16 protein-coding genes are annotated in these 18,603 nt (G+C 56.0%); 12 read left to right on the forward strand and 4 right to left on the reverse strand.

Going from position 1 to position 18,603, the window contains the following annotated elements; translation table 11 throughout:
- The first annotated feature begins 18 nt into the window (after positions 1-18).
- The 4 genes from glcD to hglS all read left to right on the forward strand — a co-directional run bounded on the left by glcD (position 19) and on the right by hglS (position 5,255).
- A complete protein-coding gene (gene glcD / locus ACZZ0D_RS13770; protein ID WP_463553545.1) occupies positions 19-1,518 on the forward strand; it encodes a glycolate oxidase subunit GlcD in 1,500 nt (499 codons plus the stop codon).
- The gene (gene glcE / locus ACZZ0D_RS13775) at positions 1,518-2,558 is read left to right on the forward strand and encodes a glycolate oxidase subunit GlcE (RefSeq protein ID WP_463553546.1); all 1,041 of its coding nucleotides are present in this window, start codon (positions 1,518-1,520) and stop codon (positions 2,556-2,558) included. Before glcD ends, glcE begins: the two co-directional genes overlap by 1 nt.
- A gap of 2 nt (positions 2,559-2,560) precedes the next feature.
- Positions 2,561-3,781, forward strand: a complete 1,221-nt coding sequence (gene glcF / locus ACZZ0D_RS13780; RefSeq protein WP_463553547.1) for a glycolate oxidase subunit GlcF — start codon at positions 2,561-2,563, stop codon at positions 3,779-3,781.
- Positions 3,782-3,869: 88 nt separating this feature from the next.
- Positions 3,870-5,255 (forward strand): 2-oxoadipate dioxygenase/decarboxylase HglS, encoded by a 1,386-nt coding sequence (gene hglS, locus ACZZ0D_RS13785; protein ID WP_463553548.1) that lies wholly within the window; start codon positions 3,870-3,872, stop codon positions 5,253-5,255.
- A 93-nt stretch (positions 5,256-5,348) separates the two neighbouring features.
- Here hglS and ACZZ0D_RS13790 read toward each other — a convergent pair whose 3' ends face one another.
- Entirely contained in the window at positions 5,349-6,026 is a 678-nt protein-coding gene (locus ACZZ0D_RS13790) for a type 1 glutamine amidotransferase domain-containing protein (protein ID WP_426617825.1), read from the reverse strand.
- Positions 6,027-6,436: 410 nt separating this feature from the next.
- Here ACZZ0D_RS13790 and ACZZ0D_RS13795 point away from each other — a divergent pair, with 410 nt between their 5' ends.
- From ACZZ0D_RS13795 to ACZZ0D_RS13830, 8 genes are all read left to right on the forward strand, one after another.
- Positions 6,437-6,952 carry an Hcp family type VI secretion system effector gene (locus tag ACZZ0D_RS13795; protein ID WP_007919523.1) on the forward strand — a complete coding sequence of 172 codons (516 nt, stop codon included), beginning with the start codon at positions 6,437-6,439 and terminating at the stop codon, positions 6,950-6,952.
- Positions 6,953-7,043: 91 nt separating this feature from the next.
- Positions 7,044-9,086: a type VI secretion system Vgr family protein gene (locus tag ACZZ0D_RS13800; protein ID WP_159812492.1), complete on the forward strand. Its 2,043-nt coding sequence runs from the start codon at positions 7,044-7,046 to the stop codon at positions 9,084-9,086.
- Entirely contained in the window at positions 9,076-9,816 is a 741-nt protein-coding gene (locus ACZZ0D_RS13805) for a DUF4123 domain-containing protein (protein WP_463553549.1), read from the forward strand. Before ACZZ0D_RS13800 ends, ACZZ0D_RS13805 begins: the two co-directional genes overlap by 11 nt.
- Complete coding sequence (locus ACZZ0D_RS13810) at positions 9,813-10,277, forward strand: hypothetical protein (RefSeq protein ID WP_463553550.1); 465 nt, start codon at positions 9,813-9,815, stop codon at positions 10,275-10,277. Before ACZZ0D_RS13805 ends, ACZZ0D_RS13810 begins: the two co-directional genes overlap by 4 nt.
- Positions 10,274-14,626: an RHS repeat-associated core domain-containing protein gene (locus tag ACZZ0D_RS13815; RefSeq protein WP_463553551.1), complete on the forward strand. Its 4,353-nt coding sequence runs from the start codon at positions 10,274-10,276 to the stop codon at positions 14,624-14,626. Before ACZZ0D_RS13810 ends, ACZZ0D_RS13815 begins: the two co-directional genes overlap by 4 nt.
- Before the next feature lie 70 nt (positions 14,627-14,696).
- Positions 14,697-15,143 carry an SMI1/KNR4 family protein gene (locus ACZZ0D_RS13820; protein ID WP_463553552.1) on the forward strand — a complete coding sequence of 149 codons (447 nt, stop codon included), beginning with the start codon at positions 14,697-14,699 and terminating at the stop codon, positions 15,141-15,143.
- A gap of 496 nt (positions 15,144-15,639) precedes the next feature.
- Positions 15,640-16,029 (forward strand): Imm50 family immunity protein, encoded by a 390-nt coding sequence (locus tag ACZZ0D_RS13825; protein ID WP_212549144.1) that lies wholly within the window; start codon positions 15,640-15,642, stop codon positions 16,027-16,029.
- 303 nt (positions 16,030-16,332) lie between these two features.
- Positions 16,333-17,160 carry a glycosyltransferase gene (locus ACZZ0D_RS13830; protein ID WP_463553553.1) on the forward strand — a complete coding sequence of 276 codons (828 nt, stop codon included), beginning with the start codon at positions 16,333-16,335 and terminating at the stop codon, positions 17,158-17,160.
- Positions 17,161-17,483: 323 nt separating this feature from the next.
- Here the strand turns inward: ACZZ0D_RS13830 and ACZZ0D_RS13835 are convergent, their stop codons facing one another.
- The 3 genes from ACZZ0D_RS13835 to ACZZ0D_RS13845 form a co-directional block, all read right to left on the reverse strand.
- Entirely contained in the window at positions 17,484-18,068 is a 585-nt protein-coding gene (locus tag ACZZ0D_RS13835) for a hypothetical protein (protein ID WP_053119178.1), read from the reverse strand.
- 85 nt (positions 18,069-18,153) lie between these two features.
- Positions 18,154-18,333, reverse strand: coding sequence for a hypothetical protein (locus ACZZ0D_RS13840; RefSeq protein WP_053119175.1), 180 nt, complete (start codon positions 18,331-18,333; stop codon positions 18,154-18,156).
- An 11-nt stretch (positions 18,334-18,344) separates the two neighbouring features.
- Positions 18,345-18,587, reverse strand: coding sequence for a hypothetical protein (locus ACZZ0D_RS13845; RefSeq protein ID WP_053119173.1), 243 nt, complete (start codon positions 18,585-18,587; stop codon positions 18,345-18,347).
- Positions 18,588-18,603: the final 16 nt, after the last annotated feature.

Here is an 18,603-nt window from a genome sequence, read left to right on the forward strand (position 1 = left end):
CATGGAACCGGGTGTGAGATGAACATTCTTTATGACGAACGCCTCGACGGCGCGCTGCCGGACGTTAATAAAGTCCAACTGTTGAAAACCCTGCAACAAGCCATCCCCGATCTCGACATTTTGTGGCGCGAAGAAGAACTCAAACCCTACGAATGCGACGGCCTCTCCGCCTACCGCACCACACCCATGCTGGTCGCCCTGCCCCGGCGAATCGAGCAAGTGCAAACCCTGCTCAAACTCTGCCACCAAAACAACGTCCCCGTGGTCGCTCGCGGCGCCGGCACCGGCTTATCCGGTGGCGCGTTACCACTGGAAAAAGGCCTGCTGCTGGTCATGGCACGCTTCAACAACATCCTGCACATTGACCCCGCCGCCCGTATCGCGCGGGTTCAACCCGGGGTGCGCAATCTGGCGATTTCCCAGGCTGCCGCGCCGTTTGGCTTGTATTACGCGCCGGATCCATCCTCGCAAATCGCCTGTTCCATCGGCGGCAACGTCGCCGAAAACGCTGGCGGCGTGCATTGCCTAAAATACGGCCTGACCGTGCACAACCTGCTGAAAATCGAAGTGCTGACCATCGAAGGCGAACGCCTGACCCTCGGCTCCGACGCCCCCGACTCTCCCGGTTTCGACCTGCTCGCGCTGTTCACCGGCTCCGAAGGTTTGCTCGGGATCATCACCGAAGTCACGGTCAAACTGCTGCCCAAACCACAAGTGGCGAAAGTGCTGCTGGCCAGTTTCGATTCGGTGGAAAAGGCTGGTCGTGCGGTCGCTGAAATCATCGCAGCGGGGATCATTCCCGGCGGCCTGGAAATGATGGACAACCTCGCCATCCGCGCCGCTGAAGACTTTATCCACGCCGGTTATCCGGTGGATTCCGAGGCGATTCTGCTGTGTGAACTCGACGGCGTCGAAGCCGACGTCCACGACGATTGCCAACGCGTGCGCGAGGTCATGAATCTGGCCGGCGCCACCGAAGTGCGCCAGGCCCGCGACGAGGCTGAGCGCGTGCGTTTCTGGGCCGGACGCAAAAATGCCTTCCCGGCCATCGGTCGGCTGTCACCCGATTATTACTGCATGGACGGCACCATCCCGCGCCGCGAATTGCCCGGCGTTTTGCAAGGCATCGCCCGCCTCGGCGAAGAATACGGCTTGCGCGTGGCCAACGTGTTCCATGCCGGCGATGGCAACATGCACCCGCTGATCCTGTTCGACGCCAACCAACCCGGCGAACTGCATCGCGCCGAAGCCTTGGGCGGCAAAATTCTCGAACTGTGCGTGCAGGTCGGCGGCAGCATCACCGGCGAGCACGGTGTCGGTCGCGAGAAAATCAATCAAATGTGCGCGCAATTCAACAGCGACGAACTGAGCCTGTTTCACGCAGTAAAAACCGCGTTCGACCCGAAAGGCCTGCTCAACCCCGGCAAAAACATTCCGACTCTGCACCGCTGCGCTGAATTCGGTGCGATGCACATTCACGCCGGGCAACTGCCCTTCCCAGAACTGGAGCGTTTTTGATGGCTGACGTCGACGCCTTGCTCGATCAGGTCAACGAAGCGCGGGCTAATGCCACACCGCTGAAAATTCAGGGCGGCAACAGCAAGGCGTTTCTCGGTCGCGAGGTGGCCGGTGAAGTGCTCGACACTCGCGCGCATCGCGGCATCGTGGCTTACGATCCCACCGAACTGGTGATCACTGCGCGCGCCGGCACGCCGTTGTCCGAACTGCTCGCGACGCTGGATGAAAATGGGCAAATGTTGCCATGCGAACCGCCGTCGTTTGCCGACAGCGCCACGGTCGGCGGAATGATCGCGACAGGATTGTCCGGGCCTCGGCGACCGTGGTCGGGTTCAGTGCGGGATTTCGTGCTTGGCACGCGCGTTATCACCGGCCTCGGTCAGCATTTGCGTTTCGGCGGTGAAGTGATGAAAAACGTTGCCGGATATGACCTGTCGCGGCTGATGGCCGGCAGTTTCGGCTGCCTCGGTGTGCTCACCGAGGTCTCGCTGAAAGTCCTGCCCAAACCCCGCCAATGCCTGAGCATTCGCCTCGATATCGACTGTGCGCGGGCGCTGGCCAAACTGGCCGAGTGGGGCCAGCAACCGTTGCCGATCAGCGCCGCGTGTCACGATGGCGAAAGCCTTTATTTGCGTCTTGAGGGCGGCGAAGGCTCGGTGACCGCAGCGCATCAACGCCTCGGTGGCGAAGCGTTGGACTCGTCGTTTTGGCGTGATTTGAATGAGCAGCGCCTGAGCTTTTTCGACGAAGGCCAGCCGCTGTGGCGCCTGTCGCTGCCGAACAACCTCGGGCCGCTGGACTTGCCCGGCGAACAACTGATCGACTGGGCCGGTGCGCAACGCTGGCTGAAATCCTCCAGCACCGACATTCATGCCCTCGCCCAGTCACTCGGTGGCCATGCGACCTGCTTCACCCATGGCGCCAGCGAATCACCGTTTCAGCCTTTGCCCGCGACATTGCTGCGCTATCACCGACAACTCAAGGCGCAACTCGACCCGCAAGGGCTGTTCAACCCTGGGCGGATGTACGCGGAGTTCTAGCCATGCAAACCACCCTCAGCGAACAATCGCGACAGTTGCCCCGCGCCGCCGAGGCGGAAAAAATCCTGCGCACCTGTGTGCATTGCGGTTTCTGTAACGCGACGTGCCCGACCTATCAATTGCTCGGCGACGAACTCGACGGCCCGCGCGGGCGCATCTACCTGATCAAGCAGGTGCTCGAGGGCGCGCCGCCAACCGCGCAGACACAACTGCATCTGGATCGCTGCCTGTCGTGCCGCAACTGCGAAACCACCTGCCCGTCCGGCGTCGACTATCACAACTTGCTCGACATCGGTCGCGCGGTGGTCGACCACGCGGTGCCGCGCCCGGCCGCTCAACGTCTATTGCGCGAAGGTCTGCGCGCATTGGCGCCGAATCCGCGACTGTTTAAAGGACTGCTGCGGGTGGGCACAACGTTTCGCCCACTGCTGCCGCGCTTGCTTGAGAGCAAACTGCCGCAGCGTCTGTTGGTCAACGGTTCGCGCCCTGCCCCTCGGCATGCTCGCCGTGTGTTGTTGCTCGAAGGCTGCGTGCAACCGGGTTTGTCGCCGAACACCAACGACGCGACGGCGCGGGTGCTGGATCGCTTGGGCATCAGCGTCACGCCGGTGGCCGAGGCCGGTTGTTGCGGTGCGCTGGATTATCACCTCGACGCCCAAGCCAAAGGCCTCGCCCGCGCCCGACAGAACATCGACGCGTGGTGGCCACATCTGCAAAACGGCGCCGAAGCAATTGTGCAAACGGCCAGCGGCTGCGGCGCATTCATCAAGGATTACGGGCATTTGCTCGCGGACGATCCGGTCTACGCGGCGAAAGCGCAGCGCGTCAGCGAAATGACCGTGGATCTGGTGCAGATCCTCACCCGAGAACCGCTGGAGCAAGTGTGCGCCGCCAGCGAACGACGCATCGCCGTGCATTGCCCGTGCACCTTGCAGCACGCGTTGAAACTTGGCGGCGCCGTCGAAGCAGTCTTGTCCCGCATCGGTTTCAACCTCACCGCTGTCCCCGATGGCCATTTGTGCTGCGGTTCAGCAGGGACTTACTCTTTGACCCAACCGGTGCTGGCCCGGCAACTGCGCGACAACCGCCTCAATGCGCTGGAGAGCGGCCGTCCTGAGCTGATCGTCACCTCAAACATTGGCTGCCAAAGCCACTTGGCCAGCGCCGGCCGCACGCCAGTCATGCACTGGATCGAACTGGTGGATCAGTCGTTGGCAGAATGAAGTTCGTAGGATTCTTCGTTTGCCGACGTAGGCGAAGGCTGCGATCTTTTCATCTATCCAATACGTGACCGTGGCAGGAATTTTTTTCATGACCGTGCAGCCGTTCGTCAGCCCCGACCTGATCCGCCAACGCTTCTCCAAAGCGATGTCCGACATGTACCGCGAAGAGGTGCCGCTGTACGGCGCGCTGATGGAATTGGTCGAACAGACTAATCGCAGCGTTCTTGACCGGGACACGCAAATTGCCCGGCAACTGGAAAGCACCGGCGAAATCGAACGGCTGTACATGGAACGCCACGGTGCCATCCGCGTCGGCACTGCGACCGAACTGGCCACCCTCGCCCGCCTGTTTGCGGTAATGGGCATGCAACCAGTGGGTTATTACGATCTGACGCCGGCGGGTGTGCCGGTGCATTCCACGGCGTTTCGCGCGGTGCATGAGGATTCGCTGCAAGTCAGCCCGTTCAGGGTCTTCACGTCGTTGCTGCGGCTGGAATTGATCAACGATCCCGATGTGCGCACCTTCGCTGAATCCGTGCTGGCCAAGCGTTCGATCTTTACCCCTACAGCGTTGCGTCTGATTTCCCAGGCAGAAACGACTGGCGGACTGACGGAAAACGAAGCACAGGAGTTCGTCCTACAGGCATTGGAGACCTTTCGCTGGCATCACAGCGCAACGGTCACCGCCGCGCAGTACCAGACGCTCAGCGCTCAACATCGATTGATCGCCGACGTAGTCGCCTTCAAAGGCCCGCACATCAACCATCTGACCCCGCGCACGCTGGACATCGACCGCGTGCAAGAGCAAATGCCCGCCCATGGCATCACCCCGAAAGCCGTGATCGAAGGCCCGCCGCGCAGGCAGTGCCCGATCTTGCTGCGCCAGACCAGTTTCAAAGCGCTGGATGAGCCGATCGCCTTCACCGATCAAGACGAAACCCAAGGCAGCCACAGCGCGCGATTCGGCGAAATCGAACAGCGCGGTGCAGCACTCACACCCAAGGGTCGCGCCCTGTATGACTTACTGTTGAATGCTGCTCGCGATGAACTGGGGGACTTCCCCAACGAAGCCAACGCCGCACACTACAACGCACTGATGACTCAGCACTTTGGCGAATTTCCTGACAGCGTCGAGGGCATGCGCGAACAAGGGCTGGCGTATTTTCGCTATTTCGCTACGGAAAAGGGACTTGCGGCGCAAGGACTTGGCGACGCGTCACTGGAGCAATTACTGCGCGATGGCTACGTGAAGGCAGAACCGCTGGTGTACGAAGATTTCCTGCCGGTTAGCGCTGCGGGGATTTTTCAGTCGAACCTTGGCGATGCCGCGCAAACGCACTATGGCGAGCATTCCAACCGACAGGCGCTCGAACAGGCACTGGGTCGCGCGACCATCGACGAGTTGGGCTTATATGCCGAAACCCAAAAGCGCTCAATTGATGAGAGCTTGGCCGCGCTTTCGGGTAACCGCTGAAAAGATCGCAGCCTGCGGCAGCTCCTACCTTTTGCTGCGCACTCCCCCTGTAGGAGCTGCCGAAGGCTGCGATCTTTTGATCTTAAAAAAACCTCAGCGCAATCTTGAAAGCAACGCAAACGCCGTCTCTTCCGAAGAAGCCGGATTCTGCCCCGTCAGCAACAACCCATCCTCACGGGTGTAAACCGACCAATCCGGCCCTTTCGAAAAAATCCCGCCCTTGGCCTTCAACTCATCTTCAACCAAAAACGGCACCACATTCGTCAACTGCACCGCCTCTTCCTCACTGTTGGTAAACCCGGTCACCTGCTTGCCCTTGACCAGCGGTTCACCGTCCGGACCTTTGGCATGGCGCAACACGCCCGGCGCATGACACACCGCCGCTACCGGTTTACCCGCGTTATAAAACGCCTCGATCAACGCGATGGAATGCCGATCCTCGGCCAGATCCCACAGTGGCCCATGACCGCCCGGGTAAAACACCGCATCGAAATCAGCCGCTTTCACAGAGTCCAGCGTCACCGTCGAAGCCAACGCCGACTGCGCCGCAGAATCCTTGCGAAATCGCCCGGTCGCTTCAGTCTGCGCGTCCGGCTCGTCGCTCTTGGGATCCAGCGGCGGCTGACCGCCCTTGGGCGAGGCCAGTGTCAGCTGCGCGCCGGCATCCTTGAACACGTAATACGGGGCAGCGAACTCCTCCAGCCAGAAGCCGGTTTTCTTGCCGGTGTCGCCCAATTGATCGTGGGAGGTCAGAACCATCAGAATTTTCATGTCGTTCGGTCTCACTCGGTTTGAGGAATTTTCAGACGCAGGTCTGCGGGTGTGAGTGATTGACCCTCAGTAACGCAGGATCGTTTCAAATGAGCGGGTGATGGCATCAGGCCTTGATGCGCAAGAAGTTGCGCACTTGTTGATGATCCGCGGCCATCAATCCCGCTACACACCAGAGGCGACAAGGGCTTCAGGCGAGTGCGCAAGAAGTTGCGCACCACTGCGCAACTTCTTGCGCACATTCGCCATGAATCACCGTAAGTCATCCTGAATTCAGCTCTGCGCATTAGCGAACTCCCCGGTTTCACTGGCTCTAAAACCTGTTGGCACGCTCCTTGATAACTGTCAGGCACCCACCGGGCGTTTTCGCCTCCGGGCACCTAAACTTTATTCCGCAAGGAGAGCACCCCATGGCAACACCAGCGTACATGTCGGTTACCGGCGAAAAACAAGGCCTGATCACTGCCGGCGCCTTCACCGCCGACTCCGTTGGCAACACCTACCAGGAAGGCCACGAAGACCAGGTTATGGTTCAGGCTTTCAGCCACGACGTGATCATCCCGCGTGACCCACAATCCGGTCAGCCAACCGGTCAGCGCGTTCACAAGCCAGTTGTGATCACCAAGGTCTACGACAAGGCTTCGCCTCTGCTGCAAGCTGCTCTGACCTCCGGCGAGCGCATGAGCGAAATCGTTATCCAGTGGTTCCGTACTTCTGCTCAAGGTACCCAAGAGCACTACTACACCACCAAACTGGAAGACGCGATCATCGTCGCCATCAACAACAAAATGCACAACTGCCAGGATCCAGGCAACTCGCACTTCACCCACCTGGAAGAAGTGCAGTTCACCTACCGCAAAATCACCTGGACCCACGAAGTATCCGGTACTTCGGGTTCCGATGACTGGCGTGCTCCAGTCGTTTAATTACGGCTGATTGTTACAAGCATCGGCCAGCTCTGCTGGTCGATGTTGTTTTCGCAACTCCAGATTTTTGTGACAGCACGAGGAACAAGGGATGTTCGCGCCGGCCAATGAAACCCACTTTGCCCTGACCATCGAAGGTCTTTCCGCTGACTTTCAGGTGTTTACCCTGCAAGGCCGGGAAGCCATCAGCCAGCCTTTTGTCTTCGAGGTGGAGCTGGTCAGTGAGCAGCCGTCGCTGGATCTCGAAACCCTGCTGCACAAACCGGCCTTTCTGCAACTGTCGCCCGACGGCAGCGGCATTCACGGCCAGATCTACCGCGCCGCGCAAGGCGATTCCGGCAAACGCCTGACTCGCTACTCCGTGACCCTGCGCCCGCAACTCGCGTACCTCGCGCACCGCGTCAACCAGCGCATCTTCCAGAACCTTACAGTGCCGAAAATCATCGGCATGGTGCTTGAAGAGCACGGTATCCAAGGCAACGCCTACGAATTCAAGACCGGTTCGATTTATCCCGAGCGCATTTACTGCGTGCAATACGATGAATCGGATCTGCATTTCATCCAGCGCCTGTGCGAAGAAGAAGGCATTCACTACCACTTCCAGCACAGCGCCATGGGCCACAAACTGCTGTTCGGCGATGACCAGACGATATTCCCGAAACTCGCGCCCGTGGCCTATCAGCAAGACTCCGGCATGGTCGCCAGCGATCCGGTAATCAAACGCTTCGACCTGCGCCTGGAAACTCGCACCAGCCGCACCACCCGCCGCGATTACGACTTCGAAAAACCGCGCCTCACCCTCGAAAGCGAAAACCGTGGCGACGCCCTGCCCGACCTCGAAGACTACGACTACCCAGGCCGTTTCATTGACCGCGAGCGCGGCAAACACCTGGCCAAACGCGCCCTCGAACGCCATCGCAGCGACTTCCAGCTCGCCGAAGGCAAAAGCGATCAGCCATTGCTGGTCAGCGGCCACTTTCTCGCGCTGACGCAACACCCGAAAGCCAAATGGAATGACCTCTGGCTGCTCACCGAAGTCCTCCACGAAGGCAAGCAGCCGCAGGTGCTGGAAGAGTCGGTCACCAGTGACACCACCGCGCTGAAAGACGATTTCCATCAGGGTTACCGCAACCGCTTTCAGGCCACGCCGTGGGACGTGCCGAACCGCCCGCCGCTGAACCACCCGAAACCGCGCATCCTCGGCAGTCAGAGCGCCGTGGTCACTGGGCCCAAAGGTGAAGAGATCCACTGCGACGAATACGGCCGCGTCAAAGTGCAATTCCACTGGGATCGCGAAGGCCTGGCCGACGACAAAACCAGCTGCTGGCTGCGTGTCTCCAGCGCTTGGGCAGGCGCGCAATACGGTGGCATCGCCATCCCGCGCATCGGCATGGAAGTGCTGGTCACCTTCCTTGAAGGCGACCCCGATCAACCGCTGATCAGCGGCTGCCTGTACCACAAGGAAAACACCGTCCCGTATGAGCTGCCGGCGAACAAAACCCGCAGCACGTTCAAGACACTCAGTTCTATGGGCGGTGGCGGCTACAACGAACTGCGCATCGAAGATAAAAAAGGTCAGGAACAGATCTTCCTGCACGCCCAGCGCGACTGGGACGAGAACATCGAGCACGACCAGAAAATCCGCGTCGGCAACGAGCGCCACGACACCGTCGAGCAAAACAGCTACAGCGAATTCAAAGCCGAAGAACACCACACCGTCTACGCCGACCGCAAAGTCGAAGCGCGCGCCAACGACCACCTCACCGTGGGCGTCAACCAGCACATCAAAATCGGCACCGGCCAATTCATCGACGCCGGCCAGGAAATCCACCTCAGCAGCGGCATGAAAGTCGTGCTCGAAGCCGGCGCCGAACTGACCCTCATCGGCGGCGGCAGCTTCATCAAAATCGACGCCGGCGGCGTCACCATGAGCGGCCCGGTGATCAACATGAACTCCGGCGGCAGCCCCGGCACCGGAACCGGCGCCGCCCCGCTGATGCCCGGCATCCTCAAACAGGCCGATGCCGACAAGGCCGGCCAAGTCCTGACCCCGGCGCAAATCAACACCCTCAAACGCAACGCGCCATTCTGCGAAGAGTGCGAAAAATGCAAGGCAGGTGCCTGTGCCATCTGATCGACTGACACCCAAGGACTGGCTGGCACAACAGCCGCTGCAAACTGGTGAGCGACTGTACTTGGTGATTAGCGCGGCGAGCGATGCCGCGCCGCTAAAACCTTTTTATCAGCAAAATGCCGCGCCACAACTATTGTCCATCTGGAGCGGAACGCCTTACGCCGACTGGCTTCCGGTCATGCCTTATCTCGCTGAGATCACGGCCGGTACGCGTTTCCTCGAATGGGTGGCCGAAACCGATGCATTGGATTGGGGCTGGCTGGCGGTATCCACCAGCGCGCCGGAAACGGTGCTGGAGCATTTGCGCAGCCTGACTCAGGTAAAAATGCCGGACGCTACTGAGGTGTTTTTCAGGTTCTGGGACGGTCGACACATCTACCCGATCATTGAAGGTTTAGGCGCCTCAGCAGGCGAGTTGCTCCCGGTATTCCAACGCTATTTGATCAACGGACAAACCCTTGAGGTCGGCATAAGAACTGTGCCTCCCGCAAAACAGTGGCCGTGGTGGGAGGTGCCCCAATCGCTGTTGGATACCCTCGCGCAAAAGGATCACACCACCGTCGTCGAGAACCTGATGCAGTGGCTATCAGAGGATTGCCCGCAGTTGTACTTCGAATTCCCTGAAGCCAACTTGCGCAGAAAGGTTGAGCGCTTCGTGCGCCAGAACCCAAACACAGAAGATATGGCAGAGCGTCTCGCTGCACAGCTGACAAAGGAAGTCACGTCATGAACGACCCAATTGGTACCTTGGTTCTGCGCGTGCTGGACGCGAAAGCGCCTGACGTGAACCTGATTCTCAATGACTTCAGAAACTGCCTGAGCGATTACAAGGAGTGGGCAGACGGCTTCTGGACTGGCTGGGCGCTCGATGTCGACCAGACCTTCAAGGTCGGTAACGAAGTGACTATCACCGAACGGAAAACCGAAACCGGCGCGGTGAAAACCTATGCTACCTGCCCTTTGGTAGGTGACTTCACGCTGATTCACATGTTCGAGTCAGCGCGCTTCGTGCCCATTGGTAATACCCCCGTCAAACTGGAGCCTGTCACCAAAGGCACCTTCTACGACGACGTCACCGGCCCGGTTATCGAAACCATGATCGGCCCAAGCGGTATCAAAGTGATCGAAGGCGCCAAGAAAGGGCAAACCTATCGCATCACCTTTTTCCCAACGTATCTCAGAGCGATGTGAAGGCGCTCTATGATTCGTATCAAGGTGTCATCGGCAAACTTGGCGGCTGGCTGCAAAGCGAATGGTCGGGCAAGTTCCAGCCACAGTGGGCCAGTTACTCGGCAGCGGATCGTATCGGACGTTCGGAGATTTTGCTCAAAAGAGCGTTGAAAACTTTCGAAGAAGCCCTGCTGCGACTCTGGGATGACATCAAGAGTCTCTTCGAGCTGCTAGCGCATCCGGAGAAAAACTATCAAAAGCTGAAGAACTACCTGACAGATATTGAGATCGACAAACTTTACGCGGCATCTAAAGAGTCGATCGCCTCGGGGCTGCTGATCCTTAGCGACGAACCCCTGATGTTCATCTACGTATCGGCAATCGTGGCGTGGGTCGGTATGTTGCCGCCACAAGTTGTGGTTGATGTCATCGGAGGGATCGCCTCGGAGTTTCTGATCAACATAGTACTCGGTATCTGCCTCACTGGCGGCGCTGGTCTCGCCATTCGACTGGGAACGAAAGCCCTGTCTACCGTGAAGTCCGGCGAAGCGGTCAAGTACCTTGAGGATCTCGCCTCAACGCTGATGACCCTCAGCAACAAGCACAGCCTGCCAGCGCACGCGGAAGTGTCGAAACCCGTCATCGCTAGCGCCAAAAACGTCCCGATGAAGCCTGCTAAAACGGCTGCATTGAAGATCGATGAAGCCGCTGCTGAAGCGCCGAAAGGGGCTCCGCGCAACCAAGTGGCGCAAAAGCCTCCCCAGAAGCAGCTACCTAAAACGGCGGACACTCCGAAGCAAGAGGTCAAGGATGCCTCGTCGTTTCCACGAGACAAAAAACATAGCGGCTCGTTACAACCGAAAGAAAAAGTCGACGACGCGTCTAATCAGTCCAAAACACCCGATGACAAAAGTGCTACGTGCGCCAAAAAGACCTGCACCAATGGCTGCCCTGTCTCTATGGTTACGGGCGAAGAGTTGCTGACAATTACTGATGGTGAGCTCGGTGGCTTGCTGCCGTTCAGTTGGACTCGCCTTTACCGAACCAGTGCAGCTGAGATCGACTGCGGCCTGGGCTATGGCTGGAGTCATGCGCTCGCACAACGAGTGGACATCAACGGCGATGAAGTTGTATGGACCGATCACGAAAACCGGGTCACCACTTTCCCACTGCCCAGCGTACAACGGCCGGCGATCACTAACAGCCTTTCGGAAGCCGCGATCTTTCTTGGCGACGATCCATCCGAACTCGTGCTGACACAAGCTGGCGATAAACCGCAGTTCTATCACTTCCGCTTCAACAGCAAAGGCGCGACGCTGATCGCCATAAGCGACCACTACGACAACCGCCTGCATATCACGCGAGACATCCATGGGCGTATCAAGCGCGTGGATAATGGGGCCGGCCGCGCCCTACTCGTCCGTTACGACCGCAAGCACATTGTCGCCATCGATTATCAGCAATTTATTCCGGCTGACAATCTTGAAGACGCCTGGAACACCGTCCAGACGCTGACCACTTATGAATACGATGCTCAACATCGCTTGATCAAAGCCACTAACGCGCTGGGAGAGTCCGAGCGTTACGCCTACAACGAGCAAAACGTTATTCTTGAGCGGCAACTCGCCGGCGGCGCAAGTTTTTACTGGGAATGGGAAAAGGAAGGCAAGTCCGCGCGTTGCATTCATCACTGGGCAAGTTTCTCTCAGATGGATGCGCACTACGCGTGGGATGACAAAGGCAGCGTCACGGTTATCAATGCCGATGGCAGCGAAGAGGTCTACACCCACGATGACAAGGCACGACTCGTCGCCAAAGTAGATCCGGATGGTGCTGAGCACTTAAAGGCCTACGACGACAAGGGCCGATTGATCGCAGAAAAAGACCCGATGGGTGCGGTCACCGAGTATCAGTACAACGAAGCAGGTCGCTTGGTCGCGGTGATTCCGCCAGAAGACGCGCCAACCACTTACGAGTACTACAACGGCTTTGTCCGAGTGGTGAATCGCGGTACTGCCAAGTGGATTTACTGGCGTAACGACCAAGGCGATATCACCGAACAAATCGACCCTGATGGTAACTCGACACACTACAGCTACGACCGCCAAGGCCGCTTGCTGGAGATCCGTCATCCCGACGGCAGCCGCCACCAGCTGGGTTGGAACAACCTCGGCCAATTGTTGGAGGAGCGTCTGCCCGACGGTGGCCAGCGCAAGTACCGCTACGATGCCCTCGGCAGACAAATTACGCGTCAGGAAGAAACCGGAGCGATCACTCATTACCAATGGGATGCCGCTAACCGACTGGCACAGATCACCCTGCCGGGAGGCGCTAACCGCGCGTTCACATACAACCCGTACGGGCGCGTCACCGCAGAACGCGACGAGCTTGGGCGTATTACTCGCTATGAATACGCCGACAATCTCCACTTGGTCAGTCGTCGAATCAACCCGGATGGTAGCCAACTTCGTTATCGCTACGACAATGCGCGCCTGCTGCTCACTGAGATCGAAAACGAACGCGGCGAAAATTACCACCTTGATTACTACGCCAACGGCCTGATCCAGCAGGAAACCGGTTTCGACGGGCGTCGCACCGCGTACGAGTACGATCTCAACGGGAAGCTGCTGAAGAAAACTGAATTCGGTGACGATGGCAGTGAGCTGGTTACCGCGTATCAGCGCGACACCTCTGGCCGCTTGCTGGTCAAAACCCTCGCTGACGGCGAAGAAATCCATTACAGCTACGACGCATTGGGTCGCCTGGTAAACGTTAACGATGGCCTCTGGCCCCTCGCCTATGAATACGATGTACAAGACCGACTGATCACGGAACACCAGGGCTGGGGTACCACGCGTTACGAGTACGACAGCGTCGGCCAACTGAGCCAGTGCCGACTCCCCGACGGCAGCACGCTCGATTATCGCCACTTGTCCGGCGGTCGGTTGAGCAGTATCGACCTCAATGGTTCGCGCCTGACTACGCACCAGTTCGATGCTGGCCGTGAACAACAGCGCCAACAAGGCGTTCTGCTCAGCCAATACCAATACGACGAACAGGGAAGGCTTCAAGCGCACACCGTAGGTCAGCAGGATCGCAATCTGTTCCAGCGTCGCTACAACTACGACTCCAACGGCAACCTCGCCGGCATTGACGACAGCCGCAAAGGCAATCGCAGCTACCATTACGATCCGCTCGATAGGCTGATCAGCGTTCGCGGCGCCACACCCGAAACCTTCGCCCATGACCCCGCCGGCAACCTGCTGGGTCAAAGTGACCTGCCGGCTGCCAACCTCGCCAATGTCAAAGGCAATCGCCTGCTCATGCAAGGCGACCGGCATTACGACTACGACGCCTACGGCAATCTCGCCCGCGAACGCCGCGGTGCCGGACAAAAGCTCGTCACCGAATACCAATACGACTGCCAGCACCGTTTGATTGGTGTCAGCCTGCCCGGTGGTAGCAATGCCAGCTACAAATACGACGCCTTTGGCCGTCGCATTGAGAAAACCGTTAATTGTCAGACCACCGAGTTCCTCTGGCAAGGTGAACGCCTGATCGCCGAAAGCGCCGAGAATCGCTATCGCACCTACATCTACGAACCCGGCAGCTTCCGCCCACTGGCCATGCTCGATGGCGAAGGCCCCATAAAGGCAACGCCGTTCTATTACCAACTCGACCACCTAGGCACCCCTCAAGAACTCACCGACTACAGCGGAGAGATCATGTGGTCGGCGAAATACCGTGCCTACGGCAACCTCGCCGAGTTGGACATCAGCGAAATCGATAACCCGTTACGGTTCCAAGGTCAGTATTTCGATGCGGAGACAGGGTTACATTACAACCGGCACCGCTACTACAATCCGGGTACTGGACGGTTTTTGACGCCGGATCCGATCAAGCTTGCGGGTGGGTTGAATAACTACCAGTACGTGCCTAACCCTACGGGGTGGGTGGATCCGTTGGGGTTGAGTTGTTTTCCTGGTGATTGCCCGGAGGAGCCGGGTACTCCCGAAAAAGATATTCGCAAATTTTCGAGCACCAAATACAAACCCGAGGAAGTACTGGGTCGTAAAGTCTATAAAAATTCTGTAGACGTGGAGCCTGGGATCCCTAGCACAATAGATAAAAGCGTTGACCCTCGGATACGCAAAAAAATCGAAGAGGACGGGTGGAGCAACCTGGATCTTATGAAAAACGGGAACGCCCCAATTGGTCCAGATGGAAAATATATAAACCTTCACCACGTGACGGGTGATGAACCAGGGCCAATGGTAGAGCTTACCGGCACCGTACATAAGAAATACCATAGAGAACTACATGGTACTATTGAAGATGGCGACAGTTTCAGGAATGATCCAAAACTCTGAATTGGCAGTATGCAAAATTCAGGAAAGCATACTGGAAGGAACGAGCCAAAGACTTTGAGTGAGTACAACCATGCATAACTATCAAGATCTGATAACAAAATTAGACAATTCGGACGAAGAAACTTTTTGGCTTGGCCGCACAAGTACCGAGCAAGTTGAAAAACTCGAAAGTATTCTTGGACTAAAATTGCCTCAAGACTTTTTTGATTTTTTGGTTGTATGCGGTGGTGGTGGCGCAGCGGATTCAGAAATATGCGGAATTGAGGACAACGATGCAACTATCGACAATGGCGGAACAGTAAATTACAGCACCACGCGCTGCCGAGCAGAATTCGAACTACCAAGGCAATATGCAGTCATCTACTTCAAGGACGATGAAATTTGCTGGGCAATTGACTGCAGCCCATCTGAAAACGGGAAAATCATTAGCTATGACTTGTTTAAGAAAAAACCATCAAAAGAAATAGCTAATAATTTTTATTCTTTTTTCAAAGAATACGTCGAGCTTAGAACATAACAGCCATATAACTTTAAAAAGTAACCAACCCAACAAAAAAACAAAATATTCACCACGGCAAAATAGTATAGATTCATTTTCGAAAGCATCAAAATGAATCTATCACCGTTCACAAGCGGAAAAAAATCAATTGGCAACACAACTTTAATCAATGCCACATCTACAACATGCGGAAATCAATGGACTGGTCGTCATTATTTTTCCAATCACCAAATAGTGAACCATTGCACTCCCAGCGTGGAAATTAATTTCACACATTCTCGACAATAAATTCAGCATCCATTAAACCGATCCAAGAACCAATATTCCCACCCAGCGCAAAAAAGAAGCTTCCAACATATTAAAAAACTAATTTCAAGAAGCTCGACATTGTTTTCACGAAATCAAACAAAATAATGCTTCTTGCACGTGACACCGCTATTTTCTCTAAGCGGGCTATGTTAATAGCCTTCTACTGAAAAAACTTGGATACCAGCACTTATCAGAGTGAAAAAGCATGTGGACATCTTCAATTTCTAACAAAAAACAGTGGACTTCTATTTTTGGAGAGAGCCACTCGCCAGCAAAAATGTGTATTTCCTATGCACGGCTTGAAGGCAATTGCATTTATTTAAAACTACATAGCGAAATAGAGCAGGCATTCGCACCCAAAAAATGGCTAGAAAAACAATATAACGAGTATGAATTTGGTATCTATATTAATAATGTCAAAGACATCAAGGTAGAAAATTTCAGTTTTACTGGAGTGGCACGCATATCGATTACAAATAATGATCAAATCTACAAATTTAAACTTGAGATCAATGACTCATGCAGCGCCACCTTTAAAGCAGAAAGCATTACAATCGCTAACATTAAAGCCTACCGCAACGATGGTGCTATTTAGACCTACTTACGCTAAAACTTCCCCAATCCTAACTTTCAATAAAAAGCACTGTGACTTGAGAAAAATAACCCGCTCCTGCTACTTCTTTTTTCAATCGCCTTCAATGCTGTCGCGTCGTCACTTCGTCCATAGCAACGTCCCGATGGCACCACTGTTCTCTTACTCACCTACCAGCCTGCCGCCCCCGCGACACACCCCGCCCCCTTCCTTAACCCCAAAATTAAGGTTCACCTAAGGTTCCATCGTTACCATCCCGCCCCATGAACCACTGTCGCCCATGAGTCGCGGATGAGACCTTCTGATATGAAAGCCTTAGATTTTCCAGCCCAGCAGCAGGCGAATTTCAGCGTTGTGCTGGTGAATTACAAGACGCCGGACTTGACCAAAATGTGCCTTGAGCTGCTGCGTGAGCACGCTCAGGAGCAGCGCATTCCGGTGTGGGTGGTGGACAACGATTCCGCAGACGCTAGCCTCGATTATCTGCGTACGCTCGACTGGATCAATTTGATCGAGCGCCCTTCTGTAAAAGGTGAGCAGGGTCATATCGCGCATGGCAAGGCGCTGGATCTGGTGCTGGACAAGGTTGAAACCGATTATCTGTTTCTGTTGCACACCGACACCTTTGTTTATAACAAAGAGGTGTTTGCGATGATGATGCGCGAGTGCGCGAATAATCCGGATATGGCCGCCGTCGGTTGTGTCGAGCAAATCAATCGCGGGATGCTCAGAGAGACATGGCGATTAACTTCGCGTTTCTGCAAGCATTATGTCCGTCGCGCTAAAACTCAGTTGGGTTTGAAAACCAAAGAGCCGAAGCCGTATCGGGAAACTCATCTGAAGAGTTTCTGCACGTTGTGGAATGCTCGTCTGGCCAAGTCTCATGGTTTGCACTTTTGCATGGATGATCGGGTGCCTGGATATACGCTGCAGGATCGCATGGTGAGCTTGGGCTATGGCATCAAGTTTCTGTCGCCACGCAAGATCTTCAGCTATCTGGATCACATTCAGTCAGGCACCGTCGCCGCCGCAGGCACCTACGGCAAGGATCATCGGCGTACGAAAATGTACGAGGCGTCGATCAAACGTCTTGAACAGCAGCGAGGCAAGGCCGGGATGCAAGCATCGGCATAATTTAAAGACACAAAAAAGGGCGACTATTCAGTCGCCCTTTTTTGTTGCCGAATTTTGTATACATACGCTTCGTTTAAAGTGTTCGCCCAGTGTTATGGCCTGGCAATCCATGCACCGGTAAAGAGCCCTGACACTGGGCGAACGGAAGGGATTTTAATTGAAGTTGGCGGTTATGTCGTCATGAAGAATTGTGAAATTTATGTACTGGAAAGTTAAAAACTCTGTCACTCGGATATTTACCGGCAAACTTCCTACAGAATCTTTTATATGATTGTTCTCATACACAAAGCTGTACAAGAACAATCATTCTGTAGAGTTAATACTCAGCTTTCATGCTGACTGGTCACTTTTAATATATCGGTGTAAGTGACGATGACGCTCTGCCCTACTTTCAAATCTTTCAATTTCGCCTGAATCTCAGGCTTTTTCACGTCGAGTGTTTTCGATTGGCCCGACGGGTTTTCCAGGGTTACCTGATTCTTCTTCAAATCAATTTTGGTGATTTTCAGTTGCACCTGAACCTGACGGAATGCTTCGCCACCCGGGTTATCAGTGCCCGGCGCCTTGCGCAGTTCGCCGGTGCGTTCGGTCGTGCCAGGCAGACCTTTATCCACGTCGGTATCCAGGTAAGCGGCGACAGAACGCTGGACTTGGACTTTGACCAGATCACCGACCTTGAGGTTGGCGAGGTTTTTCGCCTTGTCGGTGAGTTGTACGTGAACCTGACGGCCTTCCGCGCCTTCGAGCACAACCTGATGGTTGGCGGGATCGACGGTGACGACTTTGGTGGTGACCTGATCCGCTTCGATGGTGGCGGACAGCGGAATATCGGCGGCAAATGCTCCGAAGCTGGTGGCGGACAGTACGGTTGCGAGGGTGATGGCTTTGGCCAGTGCGTGGAGCTTCATAAGCAATACTTTCCCTGTGATGAATGGCAGCCACCGTCGCCAAAACGTTTTTGGCGACGGATGTCCGATTGAGCATAGACGCTGTTCAGGGCTTGGTTTGAGATTGTTTTGCGGTGTCTTGCGCGGTGGATTCGCCGCTGGGGGTGCCTTTGCCGTGGCTTTGGCGCTGCTTGGGATCAGTGGGGCGCAGGGCGTCGTTGTCGCGCTCGGTTTCGCCGGCGGGACGCGGTTCGTCGGGGTGCTCGCTGGGGGTGATGGGTTTCATGGTGGGTGTCCTCAGGCTTCGGGGTCGTCGAGTTCACGGGCGACGTTGATGGCGGGCGAATCCTTGTGCAGGTCGGCGGCTTTGGCACGGAGGATCTGCCATTGCTCAAGGTCGATGGCGCCTTGGCCGAGCAGGTCGTCGGCGATGCGTTGCAGATCCAGGTAGTGAGCGTCGGGGGATTGCTGCCAGTAGGTTTCGTCGTCGAACAGACGCTGCCAGGTGGTGAGGTCTGGGGGTTGCAGGTCGTCGCTCATGATCAATCCTCGACAG

It is taken from the genome of Pseudomonas sp. AC193 (assembly GCF_979258075.1).